This is a genomic window from Paraflavitalea soli (assembly GCF_003555545.1).
Lineage (GTDB): Bacteria > Bacteroidota > Bacteroidia > Chitinophagales > Chitinophagaceae > Paraflavitalea > Paraflavitalea soli.
On sequence record NZ_CP032157.1, the window covers coordinates 8,008,774 to 8,024,533 of the forward strand.

Below are 15,760 nucleotides of genomic sequence, written 5' to 3' on the forward strand. Positions count from 1 at the left end.
TCATTAATAAAATTACCATGATCAATACTATAAGAACCGACTCCGACAACCAGGATTTTGTAGGATTGGTAAGGCTCCTTGACGCTGACCTGGCAGAAAGAGACGGAGCCGACCATGCATTTTATGGCCAGTTCAACAAGATCGACAAGATCAAACACGCTGTTGTTGCATTTGCGAATGGTAAACCCGTAGGTTGTGGCGCCATAAAAGAATTCAGCCCCGCTGCCATGGAAGTGAAACGCATGTACACATTGCCCGAATACAGGGGCCGGGGAATTGCCTCCATTGTGTTGGCTGAATTAGAGAAATGGGCCCGGGAATTGTCGTACAAGAAGTGCGTATTAGAGACTGGAAAAAGACAGCCCGAGGCCATTGAGCTGTATAAAAAGAATGGATACGCGATCACTCCCAACTACGGCCAGTATATCGGTATTGAAAACAGTGTTTGTTTCGAAAAGGAAATCACAAGGTGATGATCACAAAGAAAGCATCTCTTCTGATATGAATTCATCTACCATTCTATTAATCAAGTCGTCTGTATTTGACAGGGACCGGGAGCTAATTGTTGATAACGCGTTTTTGTCTTTTGATAACAAAGATCGGATCGCAGTACCCCCAACGACGTTTCTAAAGGAGGATATAACTGCATTCAGATATGGGGTCAAATGGATTAAAGGGTACTCGTTTGTAATTGGTCGCATCTATTGCGTAGATATTAAATCTTCATCAGGGGAAGTTATAAAAATAAGACTCAAATCAATTTACGGAGTTAACAGAACAAGACTTCATGAGAAATACGCAATATTGATCAATGCCCTATATGATACTTATTTTGATGGTATTACAGGACATTATTTACAACAATTTTCTGAATCAGTAGACTTTCAACTGCTTGGAATTGCCTTCAGGCAGGATGGTATTCTTTTGGATAAAAACAGGTTAATAAAGTGGGAAGACCTTGGGACAAGATCCTATAGTACTTATTATACTGTTTTTTCAAAATCAGATCCCAACATATATAAAGCATTTGAGTACCTGAACGATTGGAATACAGGTATTATATATAGCGTGTCAAGAGAAATATTAAAGAGTAAAAACCTGCTTCCTGAAGTAGTATAACTTATTTGATCCCTAATCCTCAAACTTCCCCAAATTCTTTTGGATAAGCGCCAGGTTCTTTTGCAGCGTTTGTTTCAGCTGGCGCTTCACCAATTGCCCCATAGAATTACATTTATTAAATGCCGGGTTGTGAAAATATAGGCCCAGGTCAGTTCTTAGCTGCTGTAGTTTTTCGGGCGTGGATATCTTGTCCCGCGCCATGATGTTGAGTAGCTCCATCAGCCGGAAGCGGGTAGAAGCCACCCGGAATGCCATCATCGTCCTTTCCTCTGCCTGGTATTGATCGATCGACTCCTTGTTGAGGTACTTGCTGCACAGGTTTACCAGTTCCAGGTTTTCCTTGAAGAACTGTGGCAGGTACAGGTTTTTCCTGCCTTCATAAGATTGCTGGTCAAAGTCAATAGCGCGGATACGGTATTGGTAATCCTCAATATCCGGTGTAATGTCCACCACAAAGTTATACGAGCGCATATCCCCCAGCAGCCGCACAAAACAACGTTCATTGAACTTCACAAACTCCTTGGCCAGCCTGATCTTATTGGTAGACGGGCTGGACAGGTGCGTTTGGATAAACACATCCCCGGGAATACCGGGTATATGTTCTTCTACCAGCGTATTGTTGTGTGTGAGGTAGGTAATACGGTTGGGAGAAAGCAGGTGCTCCAGTTCCAACCCATAGATACGCGAAGCATCCGCTATCTTGATATAAAAGTGATCGTAGTTGTCGTTGAATTTATTGATGATGCGTATACGGAAAGGATGCGAGTTCCCAAAACTGCAATAGTCAATCCTCGCTACATCCAGGTGCGCCGTAAAAGTAAGATCACCCTCCGTTTTCAGAAAGGCATACATCTTCACCAGTCCACTCCGGATATACTCCCAATCCCGCATGTCATACACCGCTTTCTCCCACAGCGTGTCCTTGCCGTTCTTGTCTTTCAGCGGAATAGAATAGGTGATGTGCAGCAGGTCATTATAAGATACCGGCAGCTTCACCTCACGGCCATGCACTTTCAGGTAATTCCGCAGCCCATCCTTTACAGGAAACATCGGCTTCTTGCGCGAAGGTTTATTGTTCTCTTCCGGTGTGAAATCTGGTATCAATGATAAATAAACATTAGTTAAGAAATAGTATACGTCCTCGTCTCTTACCCCTTACCACTAGCCACTCACCACTCGTCCTTCAAATTACACAATCTATAGTAATTGTATCCGATTCAGTAATTCTTTGAAATACCCTGTCGCTTCCAGCAGCCTGCTGCCATACCAGCTAAACATTTCACCATCCACCAGCACAATGCGCGTGTCGGGTAAATAACCTTGCAATTCATCAATATGCTGTTGCTTAAAAGGGTAGGGCTCCGAAGAAAGCAGCAGGAGCTCACAGCCCGCAGCTTGTAATGCTTCGATATTGACAGCGGGGTACCTTGTTTGATCCCCAAATACATGCTGTAATCCGCAGCGGCCAAGCAGGTGATGGATAAAGGTATCACGGCCCACCGTCATATAAGGGTCTTTCCAGATAAGGTAGGCCGTCCGCAGGGCAGGAGCCAGGCCAGTCAGTTGAAGGAAGTTTGTATGAATAGTATCGGCAATAGAGGCTGCTTTGGCGCTTGTGTGCGTGATCTCCCCAATGGCCCGGATCATGCCAAGTGCATCCTCCAGGGTATTGACATCACTCACCCACACCGGGTAATGCCTGGCCAGTTCTTCCACCTGCTCACGTACATTTTCTTCTTTGTTGGCGATGATCAGATCAGGCTGCAGCGCATGCACCCTGTCTATATGTACCTTTTTGGTGCCGCCTATTCTTGTCTTGCTGCGGAACCAGCTTTCCGGATGTACGCAGAATTTTGTGATGCCTACGACAACATCATCCAGCCCCAGTGCCGCCAGCAGCTCCGTTTGCGAAGGCACCAACGACACGATCCGCCTGGGTATGCCTGGCAAATGAATTGCTCTGTCTAATTGATCGGTGAATGTAAGTATGGTCACTGCCTGCTAAATTCTATATTCTATATTCTGGATTCTAAATTCTGGATTCTGAATTCTGGATTCTGGATTCTGAATTCTAAGATTCACAGCAAAGCTAATCAACCCTTTCTGCAAAAAGATCAGCACCCTCTTGTGGAAAAACTCCCCGGATGCATCTCACTGCCTGATTAAATCCTGTACATGCTTAAAAACTACCTGACCATTGCCTGGCGCCACCTGTTGAAGAACCGCCAATTCACCATCCTCAATTTACTGGGTTTATCTACCGGCCTCGCCGTCACCGTGCTCATCTGGTTATGGGTACAGGACGAAAGAAGTGTAGACAGGTTTCATGAAAATGACCAGCAGCTTTTCCAGGTCATGGAGCACCGGACCAACAGCAGCGGCATCAACACCTCGGGCGAAACGCCGCCCCTCCTCGACGAATACCTGGCTGCTAACATGCCCGAAGTAAAGCAGGCTGTTACCACCACGCCGCCCACCTGGTTTCCCCGCGTACCCCTTACTACCGGCAAAGACAATGTCCATGGCGCCGGCCTGTTTGCCGGGAAAGATTATTTCCAGGTATTTACCTATCCCCTCGTCAGCGGCGATAAACAAACCGTGCTGAATGATAGAAACGGTATTGTCCTGTCTGAAAAGCTGGCCATGCGTTTGTTCCACAGCACCGAAGGCATTATCGGGAAAGCAGTATACTGGCAACTAGACCAAACCCGGCGCACCAGCATGGTGACCGGTGTTTTTAAAGGCACGCCTGCCAACTCCTCCATACAGTTTGACTTTGTATTGCCCTTCGATGCGTTTAAAACGATCATGAACATGAGCAGCGACCTGAGCAGTGGCGGCCCTTTCCACACCTACCTCGTGTTGAAAGAAGGCACATCTGTGCAGGCTTTCAATGATAAGCTCAGCGCTTTTATGAAGTCCCATAGCAATGGCAATGCACGTAAGCTATTCCTGAAATCCTATGGGGATAATTACCTCTATGGTAATTATGAGAATGGCGTTCAAGCCGGTGGCCGCATCAGTTATGTAAGGTTGTTTTCCCTCATTGCCATCTTTATCCTCATCATCGCCTGTATCAATTTTATGAACCTGTCTACTGCCAAAGCTGCCGGAAGAATGAAAGAGATGGGTATCCGCAAGACCATTGGCGCAGGCCGCGGCTCACTCATCCTGCAATACCTGGCCGAATCCCTGCTATTGGTCTTTGTGGCTATGTTGCTGGCCCTGCTGCTGGTGGTAGCTTTACTCCCTGCCTTCAACCAGGTGACCGGCAAGGAACTTTCTGTCGGGATCAATACAAGGTTGATCTTAACACTCCTGGGCATTGTGTTGATCACCGGCTGCCTGGCAGGTGGTTATCCTGCCTTCTATCTCTCCGGCTTTAAGCCCGTTGCTGTATTGAAAGGAAAACTCAACAACCTCATAGGAGGGCAATGGGCGCGTAAAGGCCTCGTGGTGTTTCAATTCACTTTATCGGTGGTATTCATAGTGGCAGTGTTGGTGGTATACCGGCAAATAGCCTTTATTCAATCCCATAAGGCAGGCTATGATAAAGAGCAGGTTATTTATTTCGACGTGGAGGGCAAGGTGCCAGGCGCTATGCCGGCATTCCTGGCCGCCGTCAGGAATATCCCGGGCGTGGTCAATGCATCCAGTATGGTGGGCAATGTGCTGGGCGGCCCTACCAGTGGTAACCGCTGGCAGTATGAAGGGGCAGATGCGACCATTCCTTTCAGACCTTTCATGGTCAATTATGGTATGATAGAAACACTGGGTATTGACATGAAAGAGGGGCGTTCCTTCTCTGCAGATTATGGTATGGATACCGCGAAGATCATCTTTAATGAAGCGGCGATTGCCGCTATGGGTATTAAAGATCCGGTAGGCAAGACTATCCGCTTTGATGGGGCAGATCGCCAGATCATTGGTGTAGCAAAGAATTTTCATTTCCAGTCCCTGCATGAAGAAGTAAAACCGTTGTTCTTTAAGTTGGATTTTATGAACACCACCGTGATGGTGAAAATAGACCAGGCTGCTGAAAAGGCTACCATTGATAAACTAAGATCCTTTTATACCAGCTATAATCCCGGCTTCCCGTTTGATTACAAATTCCTGGATGAGGATTACCAGGCACAATACAATGCCGAGAAGCGCGTAGCCATCCTTTCCCAATACTTTGCAGGGCTGGCCGTACTGATATCCTGCCTGGGATTGTTTGGACTGGCTTCTTTCACCGCCGAGAAGAAACGCAAAGAGATAGGCATCCGCAAAGTGTTGGGTGCCACCGTAAGCCAGGTGGTGCTGCTGTTGTCAAAAGAGTTCCTGCGGGCCGTGATGATAGCCCTTTGCATGGCCATGCCACTCTCCTGGTGGATCATGCACCATTGGTTAGCCGGTTTTGCATTACACATTCCCCTGGGTGTCGATATCTTCCTGATCACAGGCATTTGCATGATCCTGCTTACGATAACGACAGTCAGTTTCCAGGCCGTCAATGCGGCCATAGCCAACCCGGTAAAAAGCCTGGATGCTGAATAGTACAGCCACAATAATAAAAACAATCGACAAGCTAAAAAATGGTTCTGTAAGACGGGCTGTGAAGTAATGGCCCTGGAATCGTTCCGTAGTGATAATGGTGGAAAGGAGACCGCTGCTGCCTCCTGCTAAATAGAATAAGGATCATCTAGCAGGAGGGTATTGGATTGCAGGCGGTTCTTAACACACAGGAATTGGAACTAAATGGTTTTTGTTCGGACGTTGGATCTTATTGGACGGTTTTTTCAAGGATACGATCAAAATCGGTTTTTTTCGGACGTTGGACTTTGGACGGTTTGACTTGGACTTAGGACTTTGACTTTGGACATTGGTTTCTCAGAGGCAAGGACTATACAATCGTTTTGGACTCGGACATTTCATTTGGACATTGGACTTCGGACATTTGGATTTAAAAGAAAAAAAGAAGTTGATTGATACTGGATTTTAGGATTTTCCTGGATATTGGATGTGTAACTGGTTTTTCTCCTGGATATTGGAATGATTGATAAGCTATCAATCAACTTCGATAACAAAGATATATCCACACTGAAATGTTAACAAGAGCAGAAACTCGCTATTTAAAAAATTCGGTATTTACTGCAAAAATAGTAAGTCTGTCAGGGTGTACCTAGTAGGATAACGTAGTGTATATGGTAATACTACGCACTTGCCCTGGTAAAAGGGTCTTTTCATTGATCGCCATCAAAAGAGGAATAGGAAAGTTACGCGTTATCCACATACCAACAGCTATATTAAAATAAATTAATCTGACTTTTAACTCCATTCAACGGCTGGTTAGATGCATTGATCGAATAAACTACCACCATCACCTTTCCTGCTTCATCTTTGTACCAGTTATGCGAGGAACCCTTTTTAACCCCCTAAACACCAGGTCCCTCTCTTAATCTGAACATTCATGGTAAAGGCCCCAAAGGTCTTGAACACTTTGTCTCTGATTAAAAGATTTTCCCCCTGGGGCTGGCTAGTAATGGTCAGCCTCTTTTTTTAATTACCCAGCGCCTGTATCACATCATACTTGGTGACAATGTGCAGGTGGCCGGCTTCATCTTTGCTCAGCACCGCCCCATTATCTTTATTGATGAGCGTACGTAGCTTTTCAATGGGTGTATTGAACTCTACCAGCGGGAAGGCAGGTTCCATCACACTTTCTACCGAGGCATTCTTAATATCGGGATTGGAAAATACTTTTTGGAAAAGGCCGCCTTCGCTGATCGCACCTATCAGTCCATTGCCATTGACCACTGGTATGTGTTCAATATCATGTTTGCGCATCAGCTCTACCGCGTCGGCCACCGTATGTTTGGGTTCAATGGTTACCAGCTTTTGTTTGGCCGTCCTGCCGTTTACAATGTCTTTAAATGTTTTTACATCCAGGAAACCTCTTTCCATCATCCACTGGTCATTGTAGATCTTGCCCACATACCTGCTGCCATGATCATGGAAGATACATACCACTACATCATCTGCTTTCAGGCGGTCTTTCAATTGCAGCAGCCCCTGCAGGCAGCTGCCGGCGCTATACCCGCAAAACAAACCTTCTTCTTTGGCAATGCGCCGGGCCATTACAGCGCCATCTTTATCCGTTACCTGCTCAAAGTGATCGATCACACGCATATCATAATTCTCCGGCACAAAGTCTTCCCCAAAGCCTTCCGATACATAGGGGTGCACCTCTTTCATATCTATTTCACCTGTACGGAAATATTTGGTGAGCAGCGAGCCATACACATCAATAGCCCAAATTTGTATGTTGGGATTCTTTTCTTTCAGGTACATGGCCGTACCCGTTACCGTACCACCCGTGCCGGCCGTGCACACCAGGTGTGTGATCTTGCCATCCGTTTGCTCCCACAGTTCGGGACCGGTGGTCTCATAATGCGCCAGCCTGTTGGCCAGGTTATCATATTGGTTGCACAGGAAAGAATTGGGAATTTCTTTGGCCAGCCTGCGGGCCACAGAGTAATAGGAGCGGGGATCATCGGGTTCCACATTGGTAGGGCACACGATCACTTCCGCACCCACCGCCTTCAGGATATCCATTTTCTCCTTCGATTGCTTATCGGTAGTTGTAAAAATGCATTTGTATCCTTTTACACAGCCAGCCAGCGCCAGCCCCATGCCCGTATTGCCGCTGGTGCATTCAATGATCGTGCTGCCGGGTTTTAGTTTTCCCTCTTTTTCAGCCACCTCGACCATTTTCAGCGCCATCCGGTCCTTGATCGAGTTGCCGGGGTTGAAATAATCCACTTTGGCCAGTATAGTGCCGGGAATATCCTTCGTGATCTTGTTAAGCTTTATCAAAGGCGTATTACCAATCGTTTCCAATATGTTGTTCTTGATATCCATTTTCCGGTATTTGTGGCGATAAAGGTACGGAAAATAGGAGGTGGTGAGGGGTTGAAGGTTCAGTCTTCCTGGCCTCTTTCTTCTCTTTAGTACCTCTTATCTTAGGGTCATCCTGGGGTTTTCTTAGGGTATTCTTAAGTTTATTAAAAGGTTTAAACCCTACAATAACCTTACCATAACCCTAGGTATATTAAAAAAATATCTTATCTTACAAGAAGGTAAAGGCCTTCTTGATAGGTAGCATACATACCCAAAAAACACTTTTATGGCAATCAGTGAAAATGTATTACTCAAAAAACTGTCCGGACACCTGGGCAAACAGATCGTATTCAAGCAGTATGGCGAAAAAACCGTGGTGAGTGCCTACCCGAATATGAGCCGACGTAAGCTCAGTGTAAAACAAAAGGAAGTGAATGCTATGATGGAAGATGCCAATTACCAGGCTAAAAGGATCATGGCGAATGAAGAGCTGAGACAGGCAGCACAGGTGCGGTTGGATGTAACCAGCAATAAACTGTATACGGCCCTGATCAAAGAGTACTTTAAGATCGCGCGGGCGGGCGGGGAAGTTCCATCCGGCGGGCAATAGAAAGCCGGTTTTTAACGGACTGTATCACTGGTAAAGTGATAAATTTGTATACATTTTTCACGCTGTAATTACCGGTACTTGAAAGCATATTTTATCAGTGGAATGGCCGCCGATGAGCGCGTCTTTAAATATGTCCGTTTACCCGAAGGATATGAGATCGTACACCTTACCTGGATTGACCCCCAAAAACAAGAATCTTTAGCCTCCTATGCCATCCGGATGGCGGAACGGATCGACACCAGCCAGCCATTTGTGCTGATCGGCTTATCCTTTGGTGGTATGCTGGTCACTGAAATTGCCAAACGTTATCCCCCGGTTAAAACCATCCTGATCGCAAGTATTCCCTTATCCGCCCAATTGCCGGGTTATTTCCGCGTAGCCGCTGCCTTGCGGCTCCATAAAGTAGTACCTATCGGCATGGTAAAAACAGCTGCCCGCTTAAAAAGGTACATCACCAATGAAAAGTCCGAAGATAAAAAGCTGATCTGGGAGATCATCAACAGCAGCGATCCTGCTTTTATCCGTTGGTCGATGGAAGCGATCCTTACCTGGAAGAATGAAGAAATGCCGCAACAGGTATTGCATATCCATGGCACGCGCGATGAAGTATTGCCTGCACGCTATACAAAACCTACCCATATCATTCCCAAAGCGGGTCACCTGATGGTGATGTCACAACCGGATGATGTAAACAGGATACTGCACAATGCCCTGGCTATATAGTTATTAAAATACATATTGAGAACAGTTGATACTGTTGATAAAAACAAAGTTTTTTCTTTCATTCCTTCACTTACATTTGCTGCCCTGAAATCAGTCGGGAGTCGATGGTTAAGAGTCGGGAGAAGGGAACTCCGGATCCACGGCTCAGAACTCAGGACGCTCAACTCAGAACTACTTAAAGTATCAGACCATGGAATTAAAGTACACACAAAAGATTGCAGAGAAATTAAACCTTACACTCAAGCAGGTGACCAGTGTTCACGACCTGCAGGCCGAAGGCGCTACCATTCCCTTTATGGCGCGTTACCGCAAAGAAGCTACCAACAATATGGATGAGGTAGCCATCGGAAACGTAGTGGAGCAAATTGCTTATTTCACCGAATTGGAAAAGCGGAAGGAAACCGTGATCAAGACCATTGAAGGACTGGGCAAACTGACACCCGAACTGAAACAACGCATCGAAGATTGTTATGATGCCACAGTATTGGAAGATATTTACCTACCTTATAAACCCAAACGCAAAACAAGAGCCACCCAGGCCATTGAAAAAGGACTGGAGCCACTGGCCAAAACATTGTTTGAACAAGGGGCGGAAGATCCTACTGCCGAAGCAGGCAAGTTCATCAACGAACAGGTAAAAGATACCAAGGAAGCCTTGCAGGGCGCCCGCGATATCATTGCTGAATGGGTAGCGGAACATGAGCAGGCACGCAATAAAGTACGCCAGCTGTTTACCGAAACCTCTCACTTGTCGGCCAAGGTACTCACCAGCAAGAAAGACGAGGAAGAAGCCCAGAAATACCGTGATTATTTTGAATTCAATGAACCCTTATCACAAAGCCCTTCTCACCGCATACTGGCCATCCGCCGGGGCGAAAAAGAAGGCTACCTGGTGATGGATATCAATATCGACAAACAACAGGCAGTAGATGAACTGGAAAGGATCTTTATCAAAGCCTCCAATCCCAACAGCACAGAGGTAAAGAAAGCCATCGAAGATAGCTATGAGCGCCTGCTGAAATCATCTATTGAAAATGAGTTCCGCCTGGTGAGCAAGAACAAAGCCGATGAAGAGGCCATCCATGTGTTTACAGAAAACCTGCGCCAGTTATTGCTGGCTTCCCCATTAGGTTCCAAGAAAGTACTGGCCCTCGATCCGGGCTTCCGTACGGGTTGTAAGACCGTGTGCCTGGATGCCCAGGGCAATATGGTGTACCATGGTGTTATCTATCCCCATCCGCCGCAGAATGAATGGTCGAAGAGCGAAGCAGAAATTAAGTTCCTGGTAGATAAGTACGATATCGAAGCGATTGGTGTAGGCAATGGTACTGCAGGCCGTGAAACAGAGCAGTTGGTAAGAGGTATTGATTTTGGCAAACCAGTGAGTGTGTTCCAGGTCAATGAAAGCGGTGCTTCTATTTATTCCGCGTCAGAAGTAGCACGGGAAGAGTTCCCCGACCAGGATGTTACTGTGCGTGGCGCAGTGAGCATTGGCCGCCGCCTGCTCGATCCCCTGAGCGAACTGGTAAAGATCGATCCCAAATCCATTGGGGTAGGGCAGTACCAGCACGATGTGAACCAAACCAAATTGAAAGACGCACTCGACAGGGTAGTGGAAAGCGCCGTGAACTATGTAGGCGTGGATGTAAATACCGCTTCCAAACACCTGTTGCTGTATGTATCTGGTCTCAACAATACCCTGGCCAAAAACATCGTGGAATACCGCCTGAAGAACGGCGCTTTCAAAAGCCGCGATGAACTGAAGAAAGTACCCATGATGGGACCCAAGACCTTTGAGCAATGTGCGGGCTTCTTACGCATTTCCGGTGCGGCCAATCCATTGGACAATTCCTCTGTGCACCCCGAAAGCTATTTCGTGGTAGAGCAGATGGCCAAAGACCTGCAGGCTTCCCTGGAAGACCTGATCAAGCAATCAGAACTGCGCAAGAAGATCAATAAAAAGCAATACATCAGCGAGACCATTGGTGAGTTCACCATTACAGATATCCTCAAGGAGTTGGAAAAGCCGGGTCGTGACCCACGGGCGCCCATTGAAGAGTTTCGCTTTGATGATACCATCAAGTCCATTGAAGATGTGAAGCAGGGAATGACCGTCCCCGGTATCGTGACGAATATTACCAACTTTGGCGTGTTTGTAGACATTGGTGTAAAGCAGGATGGACTGGTGCATATTTCACAGCTCAGCAACACCTTCGTGTCCGACCCCAACCAGGTAGTGAAGCTGAACCAGAAAGTAACGGTTACCGTTACCGAAGTGGATGTGAACAGGAAGCGGATCGCGCTGACCATGAAGGACCAAAGCAGGGCCGGTGGCGGCGGCGACAAGCAGCGTCCCCAACAACAAGGTGGCGGCGGCAGCAGGCCTTCCGGCAATAAGCCCCAGCAGCCTAAAAAGCAGGAGCCGCTGAATCCCTTCCAGGCCAAGCTGATGGAACTGAAGAAGAAGTTCAACGATTAGGGTTGTGAATAGTGAATCTTCCCGCGGAGCGGGACAAATAAAACAGCTTATACAAAGCCGGTCTATATGGCCGGCTTTCTTTGGTTTATAGGCTGCTATCTTTCTAAAACACTAAGCCTCCTTGAAATTCCCATTCTTACTCACGGAAAAACTACACTGAATACCGTTCCTTTTCCAGCCTCTGAACTTACTTCGATACGAATAGTATGGTATTGGGCAATACTCTTTACAATCGATAGCCCCAATCCATAACCTTCGCCCGTTGACCGGTTGGCCTTCTTGAAGCGATCAAAGATCGTATCCAGCTCTTCTGCCGGTATACCGATACCTGTGTCCTGTATATAGATCGTCCAGGTATGAAGTGGAGATATTTTTGCACTGATGAAGAGCTGGCCATTTTCTTTATTGTACCGAATGGCATTGTTGATCAGGTTATAAAACAACTGGAAAATAAGCTCATGGTTCATGTTCGGAATAACAATGCCATCGGGTGGAAGCGTGATGGATACCGTAATTCCCCTGGCCTCTGCACGATGCCCCAATTCTTCCATCACCTCCTGCAATAGTTGTTCAATGTTGATGGTGTCTGTCCGGGTGAATTGGTCATTCTCTATCCGTGAGATGAGCAACAAGGAATGAACGATCTTCTTCAACCTGTTCAGCGTCTTCATCATACCCATGGTCTTTTCCTGCAAGGCCTCATTCATATCACTGTCTACCATCAGGTTTTCCAGTTTGTTCTGCAGTATGCTGATGGGCGTCATCAACTCATGCGACGCATTGGAAGTAAACTCCCGTTCCTTGTCGAAGGCTTCCTTTATTTTCCCCATCAGCTCTATCAGGGCATTGTCGAGGTACCTGAAGTCTGCCGTCGACGTTCTGATCGGCGGCAGGTGTTCTTTGAAGGGGAAGCGCCGGTTCACCAGCCGGGTGCGGATGATGACCGCCAGGGGCCGCAGCACCAGGCGGGTATAGAGCAGGTCGACCAGTATGGTAAGGATGATCAAAGCGATCAATACAAATAACGCTACCCGTTGCAGTGGCCGGTTGTATTGGCTGATGGTAGCGGTGGTCTTGCCTACTTCCAGCAGGTAATTCTTTTTATCGTAGCTAAAGACATGTCTTAAGATGCGGTAGGTGAGGGTATCTGTTTCTACCAGGCGACGGGCGGTTTCAATGGTATCATGCCATAGCCCCGCAGTGTCTGGCTCCAGGGATATGTATTCTTCCTTCAGCATGGTATAACTGCCGTAGCTGCCTTCGCCCTGCAGGTAATAATCGATCCCATTCGACTGGATGGCCTTCAGTACTTTTTTCTTCTGTTCGCGCAGGTAATAGTTGGTGTATTCAGAGGCTACCCGGTTTACCAGTACCGGCAACAGCAGCACAAAGAGCACCACAATGGCCAGCTTGGATAGTGTAATGAACAGGGTTAGTTTGGTAAACAGTTTCACGCTCACAGTTTTATTTTATAGCCAATCCCGCGAATGGTCTGCAGCCATTCGACAGGCGCATAGACGCTTAGTTTCTTCCGGATGTTCTTGATGTGTACATCAATATAGTTGGAATCATAATCATCGTCGGAGAAATTGCCCCAGATATGCTCACTGAGCTGCGCCCTGGTGAGCGGCCTGTTCTTATGCAGCAGGAGGTAGCTGAGCAGGTCAAACTCTTTACGGGAGAGTTCGATGGCCTGGTTGTCAAAAAGGATATTGCGTTGGCTGAGGTCAACAGTAAAATCACCAAGCGCAACCAGCGCGTCTTTAAGTCCCGATTTGCGGCGGGTAATGGCCTGCATGCGTGATTGCAGCTCCAGCAGGGAGAAAGGTTTGGGCAGGTAATCGTCGGCCCCAAGGTCAAGCCCCTTGATTCGGTCTTCCAGGTCGCCCCGGGCGGTTAAGATGATGTAGGAGGCGCCGGGACAGTTGCGCTTGGCATCTTCCAACACCTGCAGCCCATCTTTATCGGGAAGCCCCAGGTCGAGCAGGATGAAATCATATTGGTTTTCCTCCATCTGCTGCAGTCCTTGCCGGGCAGTAAATGCAAGATCACACAAATAAAAGGCCTTTAGCAGGAAGGCCTCCATTTCAAGCGCTAAAGATCTTTCATCTTCTACGATCAGTACCCTCATAGTTTAAAACTGGTAATAAAAACTACAGGTGAAAAATGAGTTGGTATGGCCGGTGCCTTTAGGGGCTTTCTCACTTAATACCGACAACTGGTAGGCTAGCTCCAACAAATAATGGGCCCGGTTATAAGCAAGCGGCAACTTTAAATTATAGGACAACAGGTCAAAACTGGTAGATACCGTTGTATGGGTGGTCGTGCCATTATTGCCCGGACCGCCGAGGATCGGTGGTATCAGCAGACCCAGCAAGCTGTCCCTTAATCTCTTTTCGGTAACATAGGTCTCATAGAAATGCTGTGTGCCTCCTGTTACTTCAATAGCTGGTGTTAAGGAAACAAAATCTTTGGGGCTGAGGCTGCCCAGGTTGATAAATTTGCTGGTACCCAGCGTCACGAATACATCCTGCGTTTTTCCAAAGGCATAATCTACGCTGGCTGTAGTGCTCAACCAGTTTTCGAGTGTAAGCGAGCCACTTACATTGTCGGCATTGGCCGCCTGCAGAAAAGGAGAGTGGGCCGGATAGAAAGTATGACTATAGCTGAGATCGGCTGTCAGGCGCTTGCTGAGTGGGAACGATATACCTGCTCCCAGGCTGGTAGCGGAAATGGCCGAGCCGGAATCGTTCAGGAGTTTAAAGCCCATACCGGAAAAATAAATACCCGAGCGTAAACGGTAAGTAGCATTGGCAGCTATATAGGGCATATTTTCCTGTGCCCGCTGACCATAATAATTCGCATTATTGGAATAGGAAGCGCCTAGCGTAAGGGTGGCTTTATTGGTGGAATCTGTTGTAGCTGTAGTGTCGGTTTGAGCTATACAGGATACACCGATACCGGTTGCTATTAGCAGGAAAGTTAGTTTCATCATGTGGCTGAATTTTAGCCAATCATCCCGATCACCCGTTTGATGACCGTTGGTTTGATCACCTTGATGGGCTTGACAGGTACAGTGGGTAAAGTAACCGGCTTCACCTGTCTGCGGGATTTTGGCACTTCTTTTATGATAGCAGGTTTCACGGTTGCCGGTACATTCTCCTCCGGTTTCTTCGTGTCGGGGATGACGACAGGTATCGTATCTGTCACCATTTTCATCCTATGGATCCCCGGCATATGGCGAAACCGGTTGATACTGTTGCTGCCATCATTGCCCTCACTGATCAAAGAACGGAGGAGGCACAGCAGTACCAGGAAAATAAACCGTTGTATGAACAATTTAGCCATTTATAAAAGTAACAGATTTTTGTTTAGATAGAAACAAAAATCTGTTACGGCTTTAAGTTATTGAATACCCAATTTTACCCCTGTTCTCAGGGTGCTTTGCAGGCTGGTTTGTACTTGCACTGGTTTGATGGCGCTTCTTGCAGCTTCTCCTGTTTCAATTACCGTGCTGGATGCTTTATGAACAGTGGAAGTGCTGGCCTTTTTAACCTTTTGTACAGTGGTCACTGTTGCTTCCGGTGATACAGCTGCTTGTGCCTGCACCGGTGTGCTGACCGCTGCTTGGTGGCTATTCGCCGTTACCTGTGTGCTGGTTCCTGCTGCCAGTTTGCCGCCAATATTGGAGCCGCCGGTGGTGGCACTGGCCGCAGTGGTGGAGCTTACCGTGCTGCTGGCTGCCACGGGCTTTTCGACCGGGGTGGCTTTTACCTGTACTTTGGAAGCAGCTTCATTCTTTACGTTGACATCCTGTGCCAGGGCCACGCCCGACAACAATACCAGGGATACAAATAAGAAGTTGGTTTTCATAATGTTTGTTTTAGATGTTTTTTTAGATTGCTATTACAGGAACAAAACTATAAGCCGAAGATGAAGCGAAGATG

Annotated in this window: 14 protein-coding genes; 6 read left to right on the plus strand and 8 right to left on the minus strand. The window is 47.1% G+C overall.

Annotation, left to right across the window (positions count from 1 at the left end):
* Window positions 1–17 precede the first annotated feature (17 nt).
* Both D3H65_RS30860 and D3H65_RS30865 read left to right on the plus strand, forming a co-directional pair.
* Window positions 18–473, plus strand: a complete 456-nt coding sequence (locus D3H65_RS30860; protein ID WP_119054002.1) for a GNAT family N-acetyltransferase — start codon at window positions 18–20, stop codon at window positions 471–473.
* 28 nt (window positions 474–501) lie between these two features.
* Window positions 502–1,119 (plus strand): hypothetical protein, encoded by a 618-nt coding sequence (locus tag D3H65_RS30865; protein ID WP_119054003.1) that lies wholly within the window; start codon window positions 502–504, stop codon window positions 1,117–1,119.
* Window positions 1,120–1,131: 12 nt separating this feature from the next.
* Here the strand turns inward: D3H65_RS30865 and D3H65_RS30870 are convergent, their stop codons facing one another.
* Together D3H65_RS30870 and D3H65_RS30875 are read right to left on the minus strand one after the other, a co-directional pair.
* Window positions 1,132–2,223: a hypothetical protein gene (locus D3H65_RS30870; RefSeq protein ID WP_119054004.1), complete on the minus strand. Its 1,092-nt coding sequence runs from the start codon at window positions 2,221–2,223 to the stop codon at window positions 1,132–1,134.
* A 93-nt stretch (window positions 2,224–2,316) separates the two neighbouring features.
* Window positions 2,317–3,114 (minus strand): helical backbone metal receptor, encoded by a 798-nt coding sequence (locus tag D3H65_RS30875; RefSeq protein WP_245999631.1) that lies wholly within the window; start codon window positions 3,112–3,114, stop codon window positions 2,317–2,319.
* Window positions 3,115–3,294: 180 nt separating this feature from the next.
* On the opposite strand from D3H65_RS30875, the gene D3H65_RS30880 reads away from it, so the two are divergent.
* Window positions 3,295–5,658: an ABC transporter permease gene (locus D3H65_RS30880; protein ID WP_119054005.1), complete on the plus strand. Its 2,364-nt coding sequence runs from the start codon at window positions 3,295–3,297 to the stop codon at window positions 5,656–5,658.
* Between the two features lie 1,002 nt (window positions 5,659–6,660).
* On the opposite strand, the gene D3H65_RS30885 is transcribed toward D3H65_RS30880, so the two are convergent.
* A complete protein-coding gene (locus D3H65_RS30885) occupies window positions 6,661–8,022 on the minus strand; it encodes a pyridoxal-phosphate dependent enzyme (RefSeq protein ID WP_119054006.1) in 1,362 nt (453 codons plus the stop codon).
* 265 nt (window positions 8,023–8,287) lie between these two features.
* On the opposite strand from D3H65_RS30885, the gene D3H65_RS30890 reads away from it, so the two are divergent.
* From D3H65_RS30890 to D3H65_RS30900, 3 genes are all read left to right on the plus strand, one after another.
* Complete coding sequence (locus D3H65_RS30890) at window positions 8,288–8,611, plus strand: hypothetical protein (RefSeq protein ID WP_119054007.1); 324 nt, start codon at window positions 8,288–8,290, stop codon at window positions 8,609–8,611.
* Between the two features lie 78 nt (window positions 8,612–8,689).
* Window positions 8,690–9,334 carry an alpha/beta fold hydrolase gene (locus D3H65_RS30895; RefSeq protein WP_162915893.1) on the plus strand — a complete coding sequence of 215 codons (645 nt, stop codon included), beginning with the start codon at window positions 8,690–8,692 and terminating at the stop codon, window positions 9,332–9,334.
* A 190-nt stretch (window positions 9,335–9,524) separates the two neighbouring features.
* Window positions 9,525–11,813 carry a Tex family protein gene (locus tag D3H65_RS30900; protein WP_119054009.1) on the plus strand — a complete coding sequence of 763 codons (2,289 nt, stop codon included), beginning with the start codon at window positions 9,525–9,527 and terminating at the stop codon, window positions 11,811–11,813.
* A 140-nt stretch (window positions 11,814–11,953) separates the two neighbouring features.
* Here the strand turns inward: D3H65_RS30900 and D3H65_RS30905 are convergent, their stop codons facing one another.
* From D3H65_RS30905 to D3H65_RS30925, 5 genes are read right to left on the minus strand one after another with little or no spacing between them, the layout of a single operon-like run.
* The gene (locus D3H65_RS30905; protein WP_119054010.1) at window positions 11,954–13,267 is read right to left on the minus strand and encodes a sensor histidine kinase; all 1,314 of its coding nucleotides are present in this window, start codon (window positions 13,265–13,267) and stop codon (window positions 11,954–11,956) included.
* A gap of 2 nt (window positions 13,268–13,269) precedes the next feature.
* Window positions 13,270–13,944: a response regulator transcription factor gene (locus tag D3H65_RS30910; protein WP_119054011.1), complete on the minus strand. Its 675-nt coding sequence runs from the start codon at window positions 13,942–13,944 to the stop codon at window positions 13,270–13,272.
* 3 nt (window positions 13,945–13,947) lie between these two features.
* A complete protein-coding gene (locus D3H65_RS30915) occupies window positions 13,948–14,808 on the minus strand; it encodes a hypothetical protein (RefSeq protein ID WP_119054012.1) in 861 nt (286 codons plus the stop codon).
* An 11-nt stretch (window positions 14,809–14,819) separates the two neighbouring features.
* Window positions 14,820–15,161 carry a hypothetical protein gene (locus D3H65_RS30920; RefSeq protein WP_119054013.1) on the minus strand — a complete coding sequence of 114 codons (342 nt, stop codon included), beginning with the start codon at window positions 15,159–15,161 and terminating at the stop codon, window positions 14,820–14,822.
* Between the two features lie 57 nt (window positions 15,162–15,218).
* On the minus strand, window positions 15,219–15,686 hold the full coding sequence (locus tag D3H65_RS30925) for a hypothetical protein (protein ID WP_119054014.1): 468 nt from the start codon (window positions 15,684–15,686) through the stop codon (window positions 15,219–15,221).
* Window positions 15,687–15,760 lie beyond the last annotated feature (74 nt).

Bases quoted from the DNA above. Each gene is read 5' to 3' on its own strand.
- D3H65_RS30860 (WP_119054002.1), top strand. From the start codon at position 18: ATGATCAATACTATAAGAACCGACTCCGACAACCAGGATTTTGTAGGA.
- D3H65_RS30865 (WP_119054003.1), top strand. From the start codon at position 502: ATGAATTCATCTACCATTCTATTAATCAAGTCGTCTGTATTTGACAGG.
- D3H65_RS30880 (WP_119054005.1), top strand. From the start codon at position 3,295: ATGCTTAAAAACTACCTGACCATTGCCTGGCGCCACCTGTTGAAGAAC.
- D3H65_RS30885 (WP_119054006.1), bottom strand. From the start codon at position 8,022: ATGGATATCAAGAACAACATATTGGAAACGATTGGTAATACGCCTTTG.
- D3H65_RS30890 (WP_119054007.1), top strand. From the start codon at position 8,288: ATGGCAATCAGTGAAAATGTATTACTCAAAAAACTGTCCGGACACCTG.
- D3H65_RS30900 (WP_119054009.1), top strand. From the start codon at position 9,525: ATGGAATTAAAGTACACACAAAAGATTGCAGAGAAATTAAACCTTACA.
- D3H65_RS30910 (WP_119054011.1), bottom strand. From the start codon at position 13,944: ATGAGGGTACTGATCGTAGAAGATGAAAGATCTTTAGCGCTTGAAATG.
- D3H65_RS30915 (WP_119054012.1), bottom strand. From the start codon at position 14,808: ATGATGAAACTAACTTTCCTGCTAATAGCAACCGGTATCGGTGTATCC.
- D3H65_RS30920 (WP_119054013.1), bottom strand. From the start codon at position 15,161: ATGGCTAAATTGTTCATACAACGGTTTATTTTCCTGGTACTGCTGTGC.
- D3H65_RS30925 (WP_119054014.1), bottom strand. From the start codon at position 15,686: ATGAAAACCAACTTCTTATTTGTATCCCTGGTATTGTTGTCGGGCGTG.